The sequence below is a fragment of the Pseudoxanthomonas sp. LjRoot206 genome, assembly GCF_056175725.1.
In genome coordinates this window covers 169,118-187,677 of sequence record NZ_JBGFFI010000001.1, presented here as the reverse complement: position 1 = coordinate 187,677, position 18,560 = coordinate 169,118, and the positions used below count along the sequence as shown (strand labels likewise).

The following is an 18,560-nucleotide window of genomic DNA, read 5'->3' as shown; positions in this document are numbered from 1 at the left end:
GGGCCGCACGGTTGAACACGCCGTTCACCGCCCCGGTGCGATAAGCGGGGCATGGCAGCCGACCGCGACACACACCCGTATACCTTCGGACTGGAAGAAGAGTATTTCCTGATCCGCCGCAACGGCCGGCGCCTGCGGCATATGCCGCGGCGCTTCTTCGCCGAGTGCCGCGAAACGCTGGGCGAACGTTTCGGCAGCGAGATGCTGCAGACGCAGGTCGAAGTGCAGACCGTTATACACGACGATACCCGCGCCGCCGAAGCGGACCTGCGCACGCTGCGTCGCACCGTCGGCGAGATCGCGCACCGGCATGGGCTCGGCATCCTCTCGGCCGGCACGCATCCGTCGGCGCAGTGGCGCGGACAGCGCAGCACGGACAAGCCCCATTACGACGAGGTGATGGGCGAACTGCAGATGCTCGGGCAGCGCAACCTGCTCTGCGGCCTGCACGTGCATGTTGAGCCGGCGGATCCCGCGCAGCGCGTCGCCTTGATGGCGCGCATGCAACCCTTCCTGCCGCTGTTGCTGGCGCTCAGCACCTCCTCGCCCTTCTGGATGGGACATGCCACCGGCCTGATGGGCTATCGGCAGACGGCCTACCAGGAAATCCCGCGCACCGGGCTGCCGCCCCTGTTCCGCAACCACGTCGAATACGAGCACTACGTGCAGCGCATGGTCGACTGCCGGGCAATCAAGGACGCAAGCTTCCTGTGGTGGGCGCTGCGACCGTCGCTCGCGTTCCCCACGCTGGAGCTGCGCATCACCGATGCATGTACGGACCTGTGCGATGCACTGGCCATCGCGCAGATCTACCGCTGCATGGTGCGGTACCTGGAACGAAGGCCCGCGCTGCATGCCGACCTGCAGGCGGGCGACCAGGCGATCGTCGCGGAGAACCTGTGGCGGGCACAGCGTTACGGCTTCGATGCCGGCCTGATCGATCTGGGCAGTCGCCGCCTGGTGTCGGTGCGGGAAATGCTGGAGAACACAGTGGAAGCGCTGGACGATGACGCCCGTGCGCTGGACTGCAGACTGCAGGTCGAGCGGGTATGGCGGATCCTGAAGGAAGGCACCAGCGCGCACGGGCAACTGGCGCGGTACCACGAACGCCGGCGGACGGGCGACAACCACGCCGACGCGCTATCGCACGTCGTGCACTGGCTTGCCGACGCGACCATGGCCGCCTGACGGACGGAATCAGCGCGCGACGGTCTTCTGCTGCGAGACCACGAACACGCCCGCCATCACCAGCACGGTGCCGGCGACCTGCCAGGGACCCATCGGTTCACCCAGCAACAGCAGGCTGAGCACGATGGTGGAGACCGGACCGATCATGCCGACCTGCGCGGCCAGCGCGGAGCCGATGCGCGCCACGGCCATCATCACCGCCAGCACGGGCAGTACCGTGCACAGCGTGCCGTTGAGCAGCGACAGCGCGTACACCTCCCACGGCAGCACCATCGCCTGCATCGGACGCAGCACGACGAACTGCACCAGGCACAGCACGCTGGCCACGCTGCTGGCATAGGCCGTCAGCCGCACCGCGCCGACGCGCGCGACCAGTTCACCACTGCCTACAAGGTACAACGCGTAGGCGAGCGCGCTGCCGAACACCAGCGCGCCACCGAGCATGATGTTCGAGCCGCCGACCTGCAGGTCGTGCCCGAACGCCAGCGCCACGCCCGCGTAACTGACCAGCAGCGCCAGGGCCTGCCGCCGCGAGATCCGCTTGCCGAACGCCAGCCAGCCGATCAACGCCACCAGCGTCGGAGTTAGGTACAGGATCAATCGTTCCAGCGTCGCGGTGATGTAGGCCAGGCCGGCGAAATCTAGGAAGCTCGCCAGGTAGTAGCCGAGGAAGCCGAGCAGCACGATCTTCAGGCGGTCCCCGCCCGACAGCGGTGCGCTGCGACGTGCCGCCCAGGCGCCCATCAGCAGGAAGAACGGGAACGCCACCAGCATCCGCAGCGCGAGCAGCGTCACCGCATCCGCACCGTAGCGATACCCCAGCTTGACGATGATCGCCTTGCCGGAGAACGCGATGGCGCCGAGCGCCGCGAGCATCAGGCCGGAGCGACTGACCGCGTGAAGACCCGGCCGCGGATGCGGCGCCTCCACTGCTTCGGCGGGCGCCACGTCGAGCGGTTGCGCCAGCTCGTCCTCCGCCTTCGGCTGTGTCATCGCGACGGCCTCACGCCAGCGTACGCTCCAGCAGGCGGCGGATCAGCGCCTGCGTGCGCGCCGCACGCTCGGGCAGGTAGGCGAACGTGTCTTCGTCCATGTAGTTCAGCTGCGCCAGTTCCAGCTGCACGGTCTGGATGCCGTTGGCGACGTCGGCGTAATGGCGGGTGATGTAGCCGCCACGGAAGCGCCCGTTGACCACGAAGCTGTACTCCAGCTGCGACGCCAGCTCGGTCTCCAGCGCCAACTGCAGGGCGGGCGAGCAGCTCGTGCCCGCGGCCGTGCCCAGGTTGAAATCCGGCAGGCGGCCTTCGAACAGGAACGGCACCTCGCTGCGGATGGAGTGTCCTTCCCACAGCACCGCCCGGCCATGCGCATCGCGGATGCGTGCGAGTTCCTGCTGCAACGCCTGGTGGTAGGGACGCCAGTACGCATCGACCCGCGTCGCGACCTCCTCGGGCGAGGGCTGCCGGTCCGGCAGGTACACGGGGTCGCCACTGAAACGCACGGTCGGGCACAGGCCGGTGGTGTTCTGGCCCGGGTACAGCGAGACGTCGTCTTCGGGCCTGTTCAGATCGACCACATAGCGCGAATACGCCGGCGCGATGATCGACGCACCCAGTTCGCGTGCGAACGCGTAGAGGTCGGCCACGTGCCAGTCGGTATCGGGCACCCGTCGCGCCTCCGGCGTCAGCCGCTCGGCGATGTCGTCGGGAAGCGCCGTGCCGTTGTGCGGCAGGCTGATGAACAGCGGCGCGGTGCCGCGATGCAGGGTGAAGGTGTCCATGCCGCCATTGTATCGCCGCGCCCGGCGGGCCCGGCTCACCGCATCAGCACGACTTCCTCGGCACTGGTGGGATGGATGGCGACGGTATCGTGCAGGTCGGCCAGGGTGATGCCCTTCTTCAGCGCCACCGCGAAGCCCTGCAGCATCTCGTCCGCGCCTTCGCCCAGCAGGTGCACGCCAACGACGCGCTTGTCCGCCCCCACCAGCACCAGCTTGAACAGGCTGCGCTGCGGCGAGTCGGCCAGCGCATGCAGCATCGGACGGAAGCGCGTGGTCAGCACCGTGACGTCGTCGCCGTGCCGCTCCCGCGCCTCGGTTTCGGTCAGGCCCACCTGCCCGACCGGCGGATGCGAGAACACCACGGTCGGAATCTGCGTGTAATCCAGGCGTGCATCGGGCTGTCCGCCGAACACGCGATCCATCAACCTGCGTGCCGCTGCGATCGCGACCGGCGTCAAGGCGGCCTGCCCGGTGACGTCGCCGACGGCGTGGATGCCGGCGACGTTCGTGTCCTGGTATTCGTTGACCTGCACGAAGCCCTTGGCGTCGAGCGCCACGCCGACCGCCTCCAACCCCATGTCGCGCGTGGCCGCACGACGACCCGTCGCGAAGATCACCTCGTCGAACCGCGCCGTGCGCGTACCGTCTTCGGCCAACAGCACCACGCCATTGTCGGGCGCGCGCTCCAGCGCCGCCACGGCATGCCCGAACTGCAGGCGCACGCCATGCTGGCGCATGTCGGCGGCCAGTTCGTCGGTGATCTGCGTATCGAAGCCATCCAGCAGTCGCGGCCCGCGCACGAACACCTCCACCTGGCTGCCCAGCGCCTGCAACACGCCCGCCAGCTCGACGGCCACGTAACCACCGCCGATGACCGCCACGCGCGGCGGCGCAGCGCACAGGCTGAAGAAATCGTCCGATACCTTGCCCAGCTCGGCACCCGGGATGGCCGGGCGCACCGGGTGGCCGCCGGTCGCGATCAGCAGATGCTCCGCGCTGAGTTGCACGCCATCGGCGTTGACCACCGTGTTGGTATCCAGCAGGCGGCCACGGCATGGCATCAGTACGACGCCGCTGCCGTCGAGCCGCTTCATGTAGCTGGCATGGATGCCGGCGATGTAGCGCTGGCGATGGACGATGAACTCCTTCCAGTCCAGCGTCGGCGCGACGGTATCGAACCCGAGCGACGATGCGAGCGCGATCTTCTGCGACAACTCCGCGGCCAGCCACATCGCCTTCTTCGGCACGCAGCCGACGTTGACGCAGGTGCCGCCGAGTTCCTTCGGCTCCAGCAGCGCGACCCTGGCGCCATGGGACGCGGCGCGGAACGCGCCGGCCAGCCCGCCGGAGCCGCCACCGATCACGATCAGGTCGAAGGCCTGCGGTTTCATGCGAATCGCTCCGGTCGGTACGGTGAAGGATCGAAGGCCGGGGTGCGGCCCGTCATCAGGTCGGCCATCAACTGCCCGGTCGCCGTGCTCATGCTGATGCCGAGCATGCCGTGGCCGGCGGCCATCCAGACATGCTCGTACCCCGGCGCGCGACCCAGCAGCGGCAGGTCGTCCCAGGTCATCGGACGCCAGCCGCACCAGCGCTCATGCACCTCGGCGCCGACCGGTTCGCGCAGGAACTCGCGCGCGCCGCGTTCCAGCGCCGCCAACCGGGTCTCGTTGAGCGCTGCGTCGTGCCCGGAAAACTCCATCGTGCTGCCGAGGCGGAAGCCACTGTCCCAGACCGTCACGCAGACGGAGCGATCCTTCAACACCATCGGATGCCGCGGCACGCGCGCGGGACGCGAATAGGTGATCGAGTAGCCCTTGCCCGGCTGGATCGGTGCCTTCAGACCCAGGGTGCGGGCGAACGCGGGCGTCCAGGCGCCGAGCGCGATCACCGCGTCGCGTCCATCGCGCCGGCCCTGCGGCGTCGTCAGACGCACGCCTGCCGTCGTGGTCTCCAGCCGGTCGACGCGACAGTGCTCTTCGATGACGCCGCCACGCGCGCGCACCACGCGGGCCAGTTCCGCCACGTAGCGGTCGGGGCGCAGGCATCCATCGCCTGGAAAGCGGATCGCGCCCCTGACGCCAGGCAGCATCGCGGGTTCTTCGTGTTCGTAGGTAGCCCCGTCGAACACCTGGGTGGCGACGCCGAACTCCGCCAGCACGGCAGCCTCGTCCACGTACTGCTGGAACTTGCGGTCGTCGCGGAACACGTAATCGAGGCCTTCCTCCTCGAATTCGCACGCGAGGCGATAGCGACCGACCCAGTCGGCCAGCCGCGCGCGCGCATCGTTGAGCAGCGCCGCGCGCGCCTGCGTGCTTTCTCGCCAGTCGCGCAGATTGCAGCGCGCGGCGAAGCGCAACAGCCAATGCCACAGCGCGGGATCGATGCGCGGCTTGAGATAGAGCGGCGCGTCCGGGGTGAACATCCAGCGCAGCGCCTGTGCGACCACCCCGGGTGCCGCCAGCGGTGGCGCGTGGCTGGGCGTGATGGTGCCGCAGTTGCCATGCGAGGCGCCGCCGCCCACCGTCGCGGCATCGAGGATGCGCACGCCACGACCGGCGTCGAGCAGTGCCAGGGCGGTCGCCAGGCCGATGGCGCCGCCGCCGATGATGAGGACGTCGTCGTGGGGGGATTTCACCCCCACAGTCTAGTCGCAATCAGCCGGCTCGAATCTTCAATGGCTGCGGTTTCAGGTACGTGGCCGACCGCCACACCCACTCCATCGGGCCGAACCGGAACCGCGACAGCCACAGGTGGCTGACGAGCACCTGCAGGCCGAACAACGCCAGCGCGAACACCGGATGCCACGCACGCGGCAGCTGTTCGAAGTAGCCGAGGCCGTAACCGTAGAAGATCCACGTGCACACCAGCGACTGCATCAGGTAGTTGGTCAGCGCCATGCGTCCGGCCGGCGCCAACAAGCCCAACGGTCGCTGCCACAACGGGGACGCCAGCGCCCGCATGACCCAGGCGATGTAGCCCAGACACATCAGCAGGTTGGCCAGCATCTGCAGGGTGAAGGCGGCCGACACCCGCAGGTTGAAGGTCGAGAAGTCCATCGTCGGCTCCAGCGCCACCGACCCCAGCATGGCCAGCAGGCCCACCGGCCACGCCACCCAGCGCAGGGTCGCGTACAGCCCTGGGAACTCCTTCGGTCGCGAGATCGCGCCGCTGCGTACGAACCATGCCCCCAGCAGGAACAGGCCGAACGCGATGAAGCCGAACATGGTGATGTTGCTGAGCGCCATACCCGTACTCTTCAGCCGCTGCCAGGTGGCATCGGCGTAGCTGCCGCTACCGTACGCGGTGCGTTCGCTGTCGATCAGCACCTGCATCTGCTTGCCGATCTCGCCCATGGCCTTGTCCCAGCCTTCGGTGCCACCCAGCAGCGAGCCCATGGCGCCCATGAGGAACATGAAGCCGATCGGCATGACGTAGGCGCCCAGGCCGAGCCACGCGAACCAGCGCGTCGGCAGCGGGCGGAACGCGAGCAGCAGGAATGAGCACAGCGCGTACATCATCAGGATGTCGCCAGCCCAGATGAAAAGCGCATGGACAATGCCGATCGTCAGCAGCACCAGGCCCCGCCGCCAGTACACGCCGGCGAACGGCCGACCCGCCTGCTCGGCGCGCTGCGACATGACGGCGAAGCCCATGCCGAACAGCAGCGAAAACAGCGTATAGAACTTGCCCTGCACCAGCACGTAGATCAGCAGGTCGACCGTGCGGTCCATCCCGGTCAGCGCGGGATCCAGGCCGGTGGCGGACGCCATCACCGGTCCTACGAAACCTTCCAGGTTCATCAGCAGGATGCCCAGTAGCGCGAAGCCGCGCAGCACGTCCATCGCCTCGATGCGCTCGGTCGCCGCGATGGGCGCCAGGTTCTCCGTGATCGTTGCCGTCATTCCCTTCCCCTGATTGGTCGCACCGATTAGACCATGCGCGATGCCGCTTCCGGCCTGCGAAAAGAAAACGGCCCGCTTGCGCGGGCCGTCCGGATCACGCGACGTCGCGCGACTCAGTGGTGGTGACCACCGTCGCCGTGCACGTGGCCGTGCTCGAGTTCCTCGGCACTGGCTTCGCGCACGTCCACGATCTCGACATCGAAGTGCAGGTCCTTGCCGGCCATCGGGTGGTTGAGGTCCACATCCACCACGCTCATGCCGACCTTCTGGATGGTCACCGCGCGCGGACCGAAGTTGGTCTGCAGCACGACCTGCTGGCCCGGGATCAGGCGCTGGTTGCCGAAGTGCTTCTTCGGCACGCGCTGGCTGAGGCCGTCGCGGCGCTCGCCGTAGGCATCGGCCGCCGCCACGTCCACGCCGAAGCTCTCGCCGGCTTCGCGGTCCTGCATGGCGTTTTCCAGGCCGGGGATGATGTTGCCGTGGCCGACCAGAATCGCCAGCGGCTCACGGTCCTTCGAGCTTTCGATCGGCTCCTGGCCGGCTTCGGACACGGTGTAGTGGAAACGGACGACGCTGTCTTTTGCGATTTTCATGCGGGACTCTGGACGGGGCCTGCCGGCCGGCAGGACGGGAGCGGCTTGTCGGCCGCAAGGGAATGCGGCGAAGATGCGCCGCGATGAAGGCCCGACATTATCCCGGCTTGTCCCTGCCCGCGCCACTTGCGCCATGGGCTGCGGCATTGCTCTGCACCTGCTTGCTGGCGCTCGCCGGCTGCGGCAGCTCGAAACCGCAGGCCCGCAAGTCTCCGCCGCCGCCTCCCGCCAGCCAGCGCGCCTGGCCTGTTGTCGAGGCCGACGACCCGGCCGCCGCCACCTCGGTACTGATGCGCGCGATCGGCCTGGTCGGCACGCCCTACCGCTACGGCGGCAATACACCGGAATCCGGCTTCGACTGCAGCGGCCTGGTCACCTATGTGTACCGGGACATGCTGGACCTGCGTCTGCCCCGCACGTCGCGCGAACTCGCGCAGGTGCAGGGCCCGAAGATCGAGACCCGCCGCCTGGCGCCGGCCGACCTGGTGTTCTTCGGCAGCAAGGGCAACGTCACCCACGTGGGCATCTATGTCGGGGAAGGCCGGTTCGTCCACGCCCCGAGTACCGGCGGCACGGTCCGCCTGGATCACCTGGACGGCCCCTACTGGCGGGACCACTACAGCGGGGCGAAACGCGTCCTTCGTTAGGAATCGGTCAGGTCTGTGACGGCGAGCGTTCACACTTAACGAATTAATAACGATTTATGAACCAAATCAGGCCGATCAGCCGGCATTATCGCCCCTGACTTGTTAAACCCTTCTCGCGCGTGACGACCGACGACCTGCCGCCAGGCCAGCCAGCCGCCACCCACCGCCTGCCGCGGAGGGTTACCCGACTCCTCATTAGCCTTGGCCTGTGCGCCATGGCGTCCGTTGTGCAGGCACAGACTGCGCCCGCCGACGTCGACGCCGCGTCAACCCCGGCCTCCGCCGATGTCGTGACCGTCCCGCCGGCGCCGGCCAGCAAGCCCGTCATCACCAGCGTCAAGGAAAAGGCGGCCGAAGCCGCCACCGCCACGCTGTCCGCCCTGCTCCCGCGCCTGGCCGCCAGCGACACGCTGCCGCTGGTGGATCGTTCCGCGATGGTCGCCGGTGACATCAGCAAGCTGCTGGCTGCCTACGACCTGAGCAAGGAGGGCGTGGTCGCCCAGGAACAGCAGGGCGGCAAGGTCCAAGCGGTTCTTCAGCGCGCGCTCGCCCTGATGGGCACGCCCTACCGCTGGGGCGGCACCTCGCCCGACAGCGGCTTCGACTGCAGCGGCCTGGTCGGCTACGTCTTCCGCACCGCGCTGGGCATCGAACTGCCACGCGTCTCCCGCGACATGGCCAGCAAGGCGGACGCCGAACTGGTCGGCGCGCGCGAGGAACTGCGCCAGGGCGACCTGGTGTTCTTCGGCCTGAAGGGTCGCATCAACCACGTCGGCATCTACGTCGGCGAAGGCCGTTTCCTGCATTCGCCGAGCAGCGGCAAGGACGTGCGCGTGGACAGCCTGATCACCGGCTACTGGGCCAACCGCTACCTGAGCGCCCGCCGCGTCGCGATGTAGTACGCCGCACCCGATTGCGTCTACCAGGAAGGCCGCCTCGTGCGGCCTTCTTGTTTTGCGCTGATCGCGGTGCGCCGCAGCTTGCGTCGGGCGACGCGTTACGGCCATTCTCCGGATGCGCGTCGATCATCGCGCATCACCTGTCCGTTGCGCCGAAGGGGAGTCGTACGCGATGCAGGCTTCACTGTTGACCAATCTGCTGTTGCCGCTGGCCCTGGGCATCATCATGCTCGGGCTCGGCCTGGGGCTGACGCTCGAGGATTTCCGCCGCGTCGCCCGCTATCCGCGCGCCGTGTTGATCGGACTGGCGCTGCAGACGCTGGTGCTGCCCTGGGTCGCGTTCGGCCTGGCGCTCGGTTTCGGCCTGCCCGCTGAACTGGCGGTCGGCCTGATGCTGCTGGCGGCGTCGCCCGGCGGCGCCACCGCCAACATCTACAGCCATCTCGCCCGGGGCGACGTGGCGCTGAACATCACGCTCACCGCGATCAACAGCCTGCTGTGCCTGCTGACGCTGCCGGTGATCCTCAACCTGTCGCTGGAGTACTTCCTCGGCGCCGGCCAGTACGTGCCGCCGCCGACCAAGAAAGTGGTCGAGGTCGCCGCGATCATCCTGCTGCCGGTGGCCATCGGCATGCTGCTGCGCGCGAAGGCCCCAGGCTTCGCGGCGAGGGCCGAGAAACCGATCCGCCTGCTCTCCGTGCTGGTGCTCGCCCTGCTGGTGGTGGCCGCGGTCGCGCAGGAATGGAGGACGCTGACCAGTTACTTCGCCATCGTCGGCCTGGCCTGCCTGCTGTTCAACCTCGCCAGCATGGGCTTCGGCTACACCGCGCCGCTGGCGTTGCGTCTGCCGAAGAAGCAGGCCATCGCCATCGCGATGGAGATCGGCATCCACAACGGCACGCTGGCGATCTTCATCGCGCTCAACGTGCTGCAGAACCCGACCGTCTCGGTGCCGGCCGCGGTCTACAGCCTGCTGATGTTCGTCACCGCGGCGATATTCGCCTGGTGGGTGTCGCGCGGCACGCGCGAGGCCAGCGCCTAACCGCTCGCCGCGGGTCCGCGCGCCACGTAGGCCATGCTGATGGAGGCGGGCGCGGTGTCGGCGAAGCCGAACTGCGCGTAGAGATGCTTCGCCTCGCCGTCGGCAACCAGCATCACGTAGGCCGACGGCGGCGCGTTGGCGCGCAGCCACGCATCCAGCGCCGCCATGATGCGCTTGCCCAGTCCCTGCCCTTGATGGTCGCGCTGCACGGCGATGTCCACGACGACGAACACGGTGCCGTTGTCGCCGACCACCCGGCCCATGCCGATCACCTCGTCGGCCTTGACCAGGCTGACGCCGTACAGCGTGTTCGCCAGGCCACGCTCGGCAGCCTCATGCGACTTGGGCGACAGGCCGGTCTCGACGCGGAGTCGCCGATAGGTCGCCGCATCCGGGAACGACTCGACCAGTGCGATCGTTCCGCCGCCGCTCATGGCGTCTGCGTGGTGTCGTCCGCGAGGCCTACGTTGGTGGACGCGCGTTCGTAGATCTCGCGATCCAGCAATCCGGTTTCCTTCGCCACCAGCACCGGCACCAGCATCTGGCCGGTGACGTTCGTCATCGTGCGCATCATGTCGAGGATGCGGTCGATCGCCACCAGCAGACCGATGCCTTCCAGCGGCAGGTTCGCCGCGCTCAACACCAGGGTGACCATCACCGTCGCCGTACCCGGCACGCCGGCCGTGCCGAAGCTGCCCAGCACCGACGCCAACAGGATGACGAAGTACTGGTTCATCGACAGGTCCAGCCCGAAGTACTGGGCCACGAAGATCGACGTCAGCGCCGGATAGATCGCGCCGCAACCGTCCATCTTGATGCTGGCGCCAAGCGGCACGGCGAAGGCGGCGTAATCCTTGTCCACGCCCAGGTTGTGGGTGACGCTGCGCAGCGCCACCGGCATCGAAGCGAAGCTGGACGAACTGACGAACGCCACCTGCATGCCGGGCGCCGCGCCGCGGAAGAACTTCCACGGGTTCAGCCCATGCGCGAGCAGGAGGCTGCCGTAGACCACCACGATATGGATGGCACAGGCGACATAAAGCGCACCGATGTAGCTGCCCAGCGGCAGCAGCTTCTCGAACCCGTAGGTGCCGACCAGCGAGCCGATCAGGCCGAACGTGCCAATCGGGGTCATCTCCAGCACGAAGCGCGTGACCTGCACCATGGTGTCGCTGGCTTCGCCGGCCAGCTTGCGCAGCCCGGCGCTGCGCTCGCCGAGCTTGACCAGCGCGAAGCCGAGCAGGCCGGCGAAAAAGATGACCTGCAGGATCTTGCCGTCGGTCAGCGCCTTGAACGGGTTGGCCGGCACGATGTCCAGCAGCACCTGCACCGGCGTGGGCACCTCGCGCACCTGGTAGTCCGGCGCCATCATCAGGCCGGTGAGGCCCTTGCCGGGCTGCACGATCCAGCCCACCGCCAGGCCCACGCACACGGCCAGCGCCGCGGTGGTGGCGAACCAGAGGAAGGTGCGTCCGCCGAGCGCGGCGACCGATTTCTGTCCGTGCAGGCTGGACACGGCATTGATCACCGCGAAGAACACCAGCGGCACCGCGATCATCTTGATCAGCGTGACGTAGAGATCGCCGAGCGGCTTGAGCCAGACGCCCGACGCCGGCCCCATCAGCCAGCCCGCCAGTGCACCCAGCACGAAGCCGGCGACGACGCGCTGCCAGAACGGGATCTTCAACCAGGCCGAGACCAGCTTCATCCGGACGACTCACACCAGTGGACGCGACACCTTAGCCCAAGGCCTTCCCGCCGGCGACCCTGCACGCGGAATGCCGGGTGTCATGAACAGGACACTGCCTGGACGGCATAATTACGCGCCTCGATCGTCGTTGGTGCTTGAAGAGCGTCTGTGATCCGGCACGACTGAGGACGGCGCCCACCCTGGCGTCATGAAGATGAGCAACACCCGCCCCAACAAGGACACTCGATGCACCGGCTTCCCCCGTTCCTGATCACGCTGCTGGTTGTCTCGCTGACCGGCTGCGCCAGCACCTCGCCTTCCGCCACGGCCCGCGACAGCGCAGTCCACGTCGATGTCCCGACCGTCGCGCACCCGCAGGGCGAGACGCCGCAGTGGTGGTATCGGAATGGTGCGGCGAAGGCCGCGGCGAACGGCGCGATGCAGGGTCGCGCAAAGAACGTCATCGTCTTCCTCGGCGACGGCATGAGCCTGACCACCGTGGCCGCGGCACGCATCTTCGAGGGCCAGCGCAAGGGCACGCCCGGCGAGGAGAACCTGCTGAGCTGGGAGCGCTTCCCGCATACCGCCTTCAGCAAGACCTACAACACCGATTCGCAGACGCCGGACTCCGCCGGCACCATGACTGCCATCGCCAGCGGCGTGAAATCGCATATGGGCGCCATCGGCGTCTCCGCAGGCCGCAAGGGCGAATGCACACCGGACGGCAGCAAGGACCTGCTCAGCTGGCTGGCGCTGGCGGACAGCGCCGGCCTGTCCACCGGCATCGTCACCACCGCACGTATCACCCATGCGACGCCGGCGGCGACGTACGCGCACGTCTCGCACCGCGACTGGGAGAACGACAGTGATCTGCCGCCGGAAGCCGTCGCAGCGGGCTGCAAGGACATCGCGCAACAGCTGCTGGCCGCGTCCCGCTTCGGTAAAGGCCCCACCGTCGCGCTGGGGGGCGGCCGCGGCGAATTCCTGCCGGTCGACGTGCGCGACCCCGAAGAGGACGACAAGGTCGGCCAGCGCCTGGACGGCCGCAACCTCGTGGACGAATGGAAGCAGGCGCATCCGCAGGGCGCCTACGTCACCAATACCCAGCAGCTCGAAACCGTGGGCAACGCACCGCAACTGCTGGGCCTGTTCGAGTACGACCACATGCAGTTCGAACACGACCGCCGCAAGGATGCGCAGGGCGAGCCGTCGCTGGCCGACCTGACCCGCATCGCCATCCGTACCCTGTCGCGCAACCGCGACGGCTTCGTGCTGCTGGTGGAAGGCGCGCGCATCGACCACGCCAACCACTACGGCAACGCGTATCGCGCGCTCGACGAGACCGTCGCGATGTCGGATGCGGTGCAGGCCGCGGTGGATGCGACCTCGCGCGACGACACGCTGATCGTGGTCACCGCCGACCATTCGCATACGCTCAACTTCGTCGGCTACCCGGTGCGCGGCAACCCGATTCTCGGCAAGGTGCGCGGCCAGGGCGGCGAAGACGACACGCCCGGCGACCTCGCCCGCGACCAGAACGGCCAGACCTTCACCACGCTGAGCTACGCCAACGGCCCGGGCTACACCGGCGCCAGCAACCGCCAGCCCGCCGGCCCGAAACACTTCCTGCACGCACCGAGCAGCGTCGAGCCCTCGGAAGGTCGCCCCGACCTGAGCCACGTCGACACCGAGCACCCCGACTACCTGCAGGAAGCGCTGGTGCCGCTGAAGTCGGAATCGCACGGCGGCGAGGACGTCGGCATCTGGGCCGTCGGCCCCGGCAGCGACGCGGTGCGCGGCACCGTCGAGCAGAACACGATCTACCACTTCATCGTGCAGGCCACGCCAGCGTTGCGCACGCGCCTGTGCGCTGCAGGCACGTGCGATGCGAATGGCGTGCCGGTGGAGCTGCCGAAGCCGGCGGACTTCGAGAAGAAGTGACCCCGCGGGGTCAGGAATTCCCCTGTAGGAGCGCGCCATGCCCGCGATGCTTTTCCCGCTGTCGAGGAAGAGCATCGCGCCCATGGGGCGCTCCTGCATAGAGCGGGGAGACTGACTCAGCTGGTGCCTTGGCCGAGGCGGCCGAAGAAGACGTGATACATCTGGCGCCAGATCGCAGTGCACCTGGATTCCGCCGCCTGAAAGACCGCTCGTCAGAACGGCTTCGCCAACACCAGCCACACGATCGCGATCAAGGCGAACAGCGGCAGTTCGTTGAACCACTTCAATGCCGTCGGCGACGGCAGCGACTTGCCCTTCGCCACCCCCTTCAACCAGCGCCCGGTCACGATGAAGTGCGCCAGGATCAGCGCGACCAGCGTCAGCTTGGCGTGCAGCCAGCCGCCGCTGATACCGAAGTAAAACCAGAGCACCCCGCCCAGGACCACCGCGATGCCGAACATGCTGTGGCCGAAGCCGTAGAGCCGGCGACCCATCAGCAACAGGCGCGCCTGCACGTCGGCCTGCACGGTCGTCTCGGCCAGGTTGACCAGGATGCGCGGCAGGTAGAACACCGTCGCCATCCAGGCGATGACGAAGACGAGATGGAAGGTCTTGACCCACAGGTAAAGGCTGGCTGTGTCCACGCTGGCCCGCTCCGCCGTTCGAATGGTGATGCGGGATTCTCCGCTACCGTCGCAAGGACTGTCCAACAGCAGGAATGCCAAGGTTCCGTCGTTCCAGCGTAAGCTGGAACCCACTTTGATTTCGACGCTGCTCTGACAATCGAGGAGAGCAGCGGCATAATGGATCCCAGCGTGCGCTGGGATGACGAGCAACCGCCTCCTGCCTCCCTATTTCTGCGCAGCCCAATGACCAAGCAGTACGACGCCGACTATTTCCAGCGCTGGTACCGCGACGGCGACATCGGCGGTGCGCCGCGCCTCGCGCGCAAGATCGCGCTGGCCGTCGCGGTAGCCGAGTACCACCTGGAGCGTCCTATCCGTACCGTGCTCGACATCGGCTGCGGCGAGGGCGCATGGCGCGCGCCGTTGCTGAAGCTGCGGCCGAAGCTGCATTACCTCGGCTTCGACGCCAGCGAGTACGCCGTCAGGCGGTTCGGGCGCACGCGCAACCTGCACTACGCGCGCTTCGAGGACTTCCAGTACCTGCGCCCCTGCGAGCCGGCCGACCTGCTGGTGTGTTCCGACGTGCTGCACTACGTGCCGACACGCGAACTGAAACGCGGACTGCCCGGCCTGGCCGAATTGTGTGGCGGCGTGGCGTTCCTGGAGACTTTCGCCAAGGAAGACGAGTTCGAGGGCGATCATGACGGCTTCCAGCCGCGCAAGGCCGCCTGGTACCGGCAGGCCTTCAACGGCGAGGGCTTCCAGTCCATCGGCAACCATTGCTGGCTGGGGCCGCGCTTGGCGGGCGACGTGGCGGTACTGGAGGCGGCGGATTATCGGCCGATAACCTGAACAGGCCACGCGCGGCGGCCCTGCCTTTGGGGTATGCTGCGGCGCAGCACCGCGCACCAAAAGTGGGATTCCGGACCGCCATGACCCTGTACCAACTGCACGAACTCGGACGCGCATGGATGGCGCCGCTGGCCTATATGGCCGAAGCGAACGCCCGCATCTTCTCCGCCCCGACCAGTTGGCTGTCCAACGTCCCGGGTGCCGAGCGCATCGCCGCCAGCAACGAACTGATCTACCGCATCGGCAAGGATTACGAGAAGCCGGCGTGGGAGATCCACGAGGTCGAAGTCGAAGGCCGCACCGTGCCGGTGGTCGAGCAGGAGATCGTCAGGAAGCCGTTCTGCCGCCTGCTCCGCTTCAAGCGCTACACGGACAACGCCGGCACCATCACCGCGTTGAAGGACGACCCCACCGTGCTGGTGGTGGCCCCGCTGTCCGGCCACCATGCCACCCTGCTGCGCGACACCGTGCGCACGCTGCTGCGCGACCACAAGGTCTACGTGACCGACTGGGTCGATGCACGCATGGTGCCGGAATCCGAAGGCGCCTTCAGCCTCGACGACTACGTCGCCTACGTGGAGGAGTTCATCCGCCACATTGGCGCCGACAACCTGCACGTGATCAGCGTCTGCCAGCCGACCGTACCGGTGCTGGCCGCCGTGTCGCTGATGGCCGCGCGTGGCGAAACGACGCCGCGTTCGCTGGTGATGATGGGCGGCCCGATCGATGCGCGCCGCAGCCCTACCGAGGTCAACAGCCTCGCCACGCGCAATCCGCTGTCGTGGTTCGAGAACAACGTCATCCATTCGGTGCCGACGCCCTACCCCGGCGAAGGCCGCCGCGTGTATCCCGGCTTCCTGCAGCACGCCGGCTTCATCGCGATGAATCCCAGCCGCCACTTCATGTCGCACTGGGATTTCTACGCCGACCTGGTGAAGGGCGACCAGCAGGACGCCGAATCGCACCGCAAGTTCTACGACGAGTACAACGCCGTGCTCGATATGCCGGCCGAGTACTACCTGGACACCATCCGTACCGTGTTCCAGGAGTTCCTGCTGCCGCGCGGCCAATGGAAGGTCAACGGCGAACTGGTGAAGCCGGCCGCGATCAAGAAAACCGCGCTGATGAGCATCGAGGGCGAGCTCGATGACATTTCCGGCCAAGGCCAGACTGCGGCGGCGCACGACCTGTGCACCGGCATCGCGAAGGCCCACCACAAGCACCTGACCGTCGAGGGTGCCGGCCACTACGGCATCTTCAGCGGTCGTCGCTGGCGCGAGCAGGTGTATCCGCAGGTACGCGACTTCATCGCCAAGTACGCCGACTGACATCGCGTCAGTCCAAAAGAGAAAGCCGCCCGAGGGCGGCTTTCTTCGTTCCTGGGCCTACGGGTTCACACCACCGGCGTACGCACCAGCAGGTGCTTGGCCAGCCAGCCGTGGAACAGGCCGACGACGCGCGCCAGATGCAGCGTGGCGAACAGCAGGACGAAGCCGATGACGGAGAACAGCGGCAGCAGCAAGGGCGCTTCCGTCACCAGGTTCCAGTCGCCGAAGCTGAAGACGTAACCGGACGGCAGGAAGAAAGCCACCGGCGCTGCGATCAGTCCCAGCGACAGCGCCAGCAAGGTGATGGCAACCGAGAAGTACAGGATACCCAGCGGATGCATCAGCAGCAGGTACAGCGCCGCCGTCCACGTGCGGCCGTCGGTGAACAGTTCCTTCAGGCGCGTCATCCAGGGCTTGTCGCGTTGCGTGTACAGCGGGCGACGCGGCATGCGCTCGCCGAGCAGCACCTCGACCACGCGACCTTCCACCAGCGACAGCAGTCGCACCGACATCAGGAACAGCAGCAGCAGCGGGATGCCGATGATCAGGATCAGCAGGCCGATCGACAGGCTGGCGCCGGTGACGACCCAGGTGAAGTAGAACGTACCCGTGACGACCGACAGCAGCATGTAGAAGAGTGCGCCATAGGTGCGAGGATCCGCGGCGACACCGAAGAACCGGCCCAGTATCGACGTGCGCTTCCGCGGCACCGGCGGACGCAGTGCCTTCGCCACGGTGACCTCGGTTTCGCGGTAGATGTCGGCGACCTCGTCAGGCGCGCCGTAGCTGCCGGCGACCGAGGCGATCACCTCGGCTTCGGACTTGCCGGGGTTTTCCGCCAGCTCCGAGCGCAAGTATTCCTCCGCGTCGTAGACGGCGTCCTGGATCATGGCCTTGTCGGCGCCGGCCAGGGCCGCACGCAGCTGGTCCAGGTACTCGGGGATGGTGGTGGGCAGGCGGCTGCCCGGGGCGGTGGTGGTGTTCATGCAGGAATCCCCTCAAGCACGGAATCGACGGAATCGCGGGTGGCGCGCCAGGCGGCGGCCCAGGACTGCAGGGTCTGCCGGCCTGGCTCGGTGATGCGGTAGTAACGGCGCGGTGGCCCGGCGACAGAGGGCTCAACGAAGCTGTCCAGCAGCCCCCCGCCCTCCAGGTTGCGCAGCACCGGGTACAGCGCGCTCTGCTTGCCGCTGAGCACGCCGTCGCCGACGCGCTCCAGCTGCTTGGCGATCAGGTAGCCGTACAGCGGCTCGCCGGCACGGGCCAGCACCGCCAGCAGCGCCAACGACACGGTGCCGGCGCTGAGCTCTTTCTGGAACTTCTTCAGGTGGATGTCGGGTTCGTTCATCGCTTCCCACTCCGCGGGACCCCCGCTAGGTTGGAGACGATGCTATTGCGAACTTTGATATAGCGAATGTGCCAGTAGTCATCCGCCCGACCGGCAGGGGCGCTGGCGCACGCACCCTCATCGCATCGGGGTGCGCGTCGCCAACCACCGCGCCGCCCACAGCAGCATCGGCAGGGCCAGTGCCCACGCGGTCGCGAGCCACATCCATCCCCGCCACGCAGGCATGACGAATTCCGCAGCCTGCCATCCCCGCGCCGCCGCGAGATAGGCCAGCGGGCCGCCGATGCCGCCGAGCAACGCGCCCGCCCATAGATGGGGTTGCAGCGCCCGCATGCCGGTGTTGAGCGTGACCGCCAGCGATGCCCACAACGCCAGGATCCATGGCGGCGCCATCAGGCCATCGAAGGTCGCGGCGCGGTAGACCACCCAGCCCTGCGCCGACGCTACGCCGTCGACCACCAGTCCGCACAACAGCGCCAGCATCACCAGCCGGACTTCGTCCCCGCGCCGAGCGACGCTCGACAGGTGCAGGCAGACGAACACGGCGGCGGCCAGCACGCCGGGCCACGCGAGGCCGCGTCCGGCAGCGATGACGGCGATGAACCAGACGATCTGGTTTCCCAGCAGGTTGAGGATCAGGCGTTTCGATTCGGGACGCATCGCGTCGTACCAGGGGGACGTGACACCGGTACGCGATGCCGTGACGCGTGGATGCGGGCAC

18 protein-coding genes and 1 pseudogene are annotated in these 18,560 nt (G+C 67.7%); 7 read left to right on the top strand and 12 right to left on the bottom strand.

The window, feature by feature from the left end; genetic code table 11:
- Positions 1–51 precede the first annotated feature (51 nt).
- The gene (locus AC04MD_RS00920; RefSeq protein WP_475495464.1) at positions 52–1,188 is read left to right on the top strand and encodes a carboxylate-amine ligase; all 1,137 of its coding nucleotides are present in this window, start codon (positions 52–54) and stop codon (positions 1,186–1,188) included.
- Positions 1,189–1,197: 9 nt separating this feature from the next.
- On the opposite strand, the gene AC04MD_RS00915 is transcribed toward AC04MD_RS00920, so the two are convergent.
- The 6 genes from AC04MD_RS00915 to AC04MD_RS00890 form a co-directional block, all read right to left on the bottom strand.
- Positions 1,198–2,181 (bottom strand): DMT family transporter, encoded by a 984-nt coding sequence (locus AC04MD_RS00915; protein ID WP_475495463.1) that lies wholly within the window; start codon positions 2,179–2,181, stop codon positions 1,198–1,200.
- Positions 2,182–2,191: 10 nt separating this feature from the next.
- Positions 2,192–2,968 (bottom strand): N-formylglutamate deformylase, encoded by a 777-nt coding sequence (hutG, locus tag AC04MD_RS00910; protein WP_475495462.1) that lies wholly within the window; start codon positions 2,966–2,968, stop codon positions 2,192–2,194.
- A gap of 35 nt (positions 2,969–3,003) precedes the next feature.
- Positions 3,004–4,365: a glutathione-disulfide reductase gene (gorA, locus tag AC04MD_RS00905; RefSeq protein WP_475496144.1), complete on the bottom strand. Its 1,362-nt coding sequence runs from the start codon at positions 4,363–4,365 to the stop codon at positions 3,004–3,006.
- Positions 4,356–5,606 carry an NAD(P)/FAD-dependent oxidoreductase gene (locus AC04MD_RS00900; protein ID WP_475495461.1) on the bottom strand — a complete coding sequence of 417 codons (1,251 nt, stop codon included), beginning with the start codon at positions 5,604–5,606 and terminating at the stop codon, positions 4,356–4,358. The genes gorA and AC04MD_RS00900 overlap by 10 nt, the downstream gene beginning before the upstream one ends.
- Positions 5,607–5,625: 19 nt before the next feature.
- Positions 5,626–6,873: a DUF418 domain-containing protein gene (locus AC04MD_RS00895; RefSeq protein WP_475495460.1), complete on the bottom strand. Its 1,248-nt coding sequence runs from the start codon at positions 6,871–6,873 to the stop codon at positions 5,626–5,628.
- A gap of 113 nt (positions 6,874–6,986) precedes the next feature.
- Positions 6,987–7,466: an FKBP-type peptidyl-prolyl cis-trans isomerase gene (locus tag AC04MD_RS00890; RefSeq protein ID WP_475495459.1), complete on the bottom strand. Its 480-nt coding sequence runs from the start codon at positions 7,464–7,466 to the stop codon at positions 6,987–6,989.
- An 83-nt stretch (positions 7,467–7,549) separates the two neighbouring features.
- Here AC04MD_RS00890 and AC04MD_RS00885 point away from each other — a divergent pair, with 83 nt between their 5' ends.
- From AC04MD_RS00885 to AC04MD_RS00875, 3 genes are all read left to right on the top strand, one after another.
- Positions 7,550–8,113, top strand: coding sequence for a C40 family peptidase (locus AC04MD_RS00885; protein WP_475495458.1), 564 nt, complete (start codon positions 7,550–7,552; stop codon positions 8,111–8,113).
- 119 nt (positions 8,114–8,232) lie between these two features.
- Positions 8,233–9,012, top strand: coding sequence for a C40 family peptidase (locus AC04MD_RS00880; protein ID WP_475495457.1), 780 nt, complete (start codon positions 8,233–8,235; stop codon positions 9,010–9,012).
- A gap of 187 nt (positions 9,013–9,199) precedes the next feature.
- Positions 9,200–10,054 carry a bile acid:sodium symporter family protein gene (locus AC04MD_RS00875; RefSeq protein ID WP_475495456.1) on the top strand — a complete coding sequence of 285 codons (855 nt, stop codon included), beginning with the start codon at positions 9,200–9,202 and terminating at the stop codon, positions 10,052–10,054.
- On the opposite strand, the gene AC04MD_RS00870 is transcribed toward AC04MD_RS00875, so the two are convergent.
- Positions 10,051–10,488 (bottom strand): GNAT family N-acetyltransferase, encoded by a 438-nt coding sequence (locus AC04MD_RS00870; protein ID WP_475495455.1) that lies wholly within the window; start codon positions 10,486–10,488, stop codon positions 10,051–10,053. The two genes, AC04MD_RS00875 and AC04MD_RS00870, sit on opposite strands and share 4 nt — an antisense overlap.
- Positions 10,485–11,762 (bottom strand): dicarboxylate/amino acid:cation symporter, encoded by a 1,278-nt coding sequence (locus tag AC04MD_RS00865; RefSeq protein ID WP_475495454.1) that lies wholly within the window; start codon positions 11,760–11,762, stop codon positions 10,485–10,487. Before AC04MD_RS00865 ends, AC04MD_RS00870 begins: the two co-directional genes overlap by 4 nt.
- Before the next feature lie 228 nt (positions 11,763–11,990).
- Between AC04MD_RS00865 and AC04MD_RS00860 the strand changes: the two genes are divergently transcribed.
- Positions 11,991–13,685 (top strand): alkaline phosphatase family protein, encoded by a 1,695-nt coding sequence (locus AC04MD_RS00860; RefSeq protein WP_475495453.1) that lies wholly within the window; start codon positions 11,991–11,993, stop codon positions 13,683–13,685.
- Positions 13,686–13,897: 212 nt separating this feature from the next.
- On the opposite strand, the gene AC04MD_RS00855 is transcribed toward AC04MD_RS00860, so the two are convergent.
- On the bottom strand, positions 13,898–14,329 hold the full coding sequence (locus AC04MD_RS00855) for a CopD family protein (protein WP_475495452.1): 432 nt from the start codon (positions 14,327–14,329) through the stop codon (positions 13,898–13,900).
- A gap of 225 nt (positions 14,330–14,554) precedes the next feature.
- Between AC04MD_RS00855 and AC04MD_RS00850 the strand changes: the two genes are divergently transcribed.
- Positions 14,555–15,163 (top strand): class I SAM-dependent DNA methyltransferase, encoded by a 609-nt coding sequence (locus AC04MD_RS00850; RefSeq protein WP_475495451.1) that lies wholly within the window; start codon positions 14,555–14,557, stop codon positions 15,161–15,163.
- Between the two features lie 80 nt (positions 15,164–15,243).
- A pseudogene (locus AC04MD_RS00845) lies at positions 15,244–16,482 on the top strand (polyhydroxyalkanoate depolymerase); the annotation flags it as partial.
- Between the two features lie 74 nt (positions 16,483–16,556).
- Here the strand turns inward: AC04MD_RS00845 and AC04MD_RS00840 are convergent.
- From AC04MD_RS00840 to AC04MD_RS00830, 3 genes are all read right to left on the bottom strand, one after another.
- Complete coding sequence (locus AC04MD_RS00840) at positions 16,557–17,477, bottom strand: sensor domain-containing protein (RefSeq protein WP_475495450.1); 921 nt, start codon at positions 17,475–17,477, stop codon at positions 16,557–16,559.
- Complete coding sequence (locus AC04MD_RS00835; RefSeq protein ID WP_055941558.1) at positions 17,474–17,839, bottom strand: PadR family transcriptional regulator; 366 nt, start codon at positions 17,837–17,839, stop codon at positions 17,474–17,476. The genes AC04MD_RS00840 and AC04MD_RS00835 overlap by 4 nt, the downstream gene beginning before the upstream one ends.
- A 117-nt stretch (positions 17,840–17,956) precedes the next feature.
- Positions 17,957–18,499 carry a DUF2878 domain-containing protein gene (locus AC04MD_RS00830; RefSeq protein ID WP_475495449.1) on the bottom strand — a complete coding sequence of 181 codons (543 nt, stop codon included), beginning with the start codon at positions 18,497–18,499 and terminating at the stop codon, positions 17,957–17,959.
- Between the last annotated feature and the right edge of the window lie 61 nt (positions 18,500–18,560).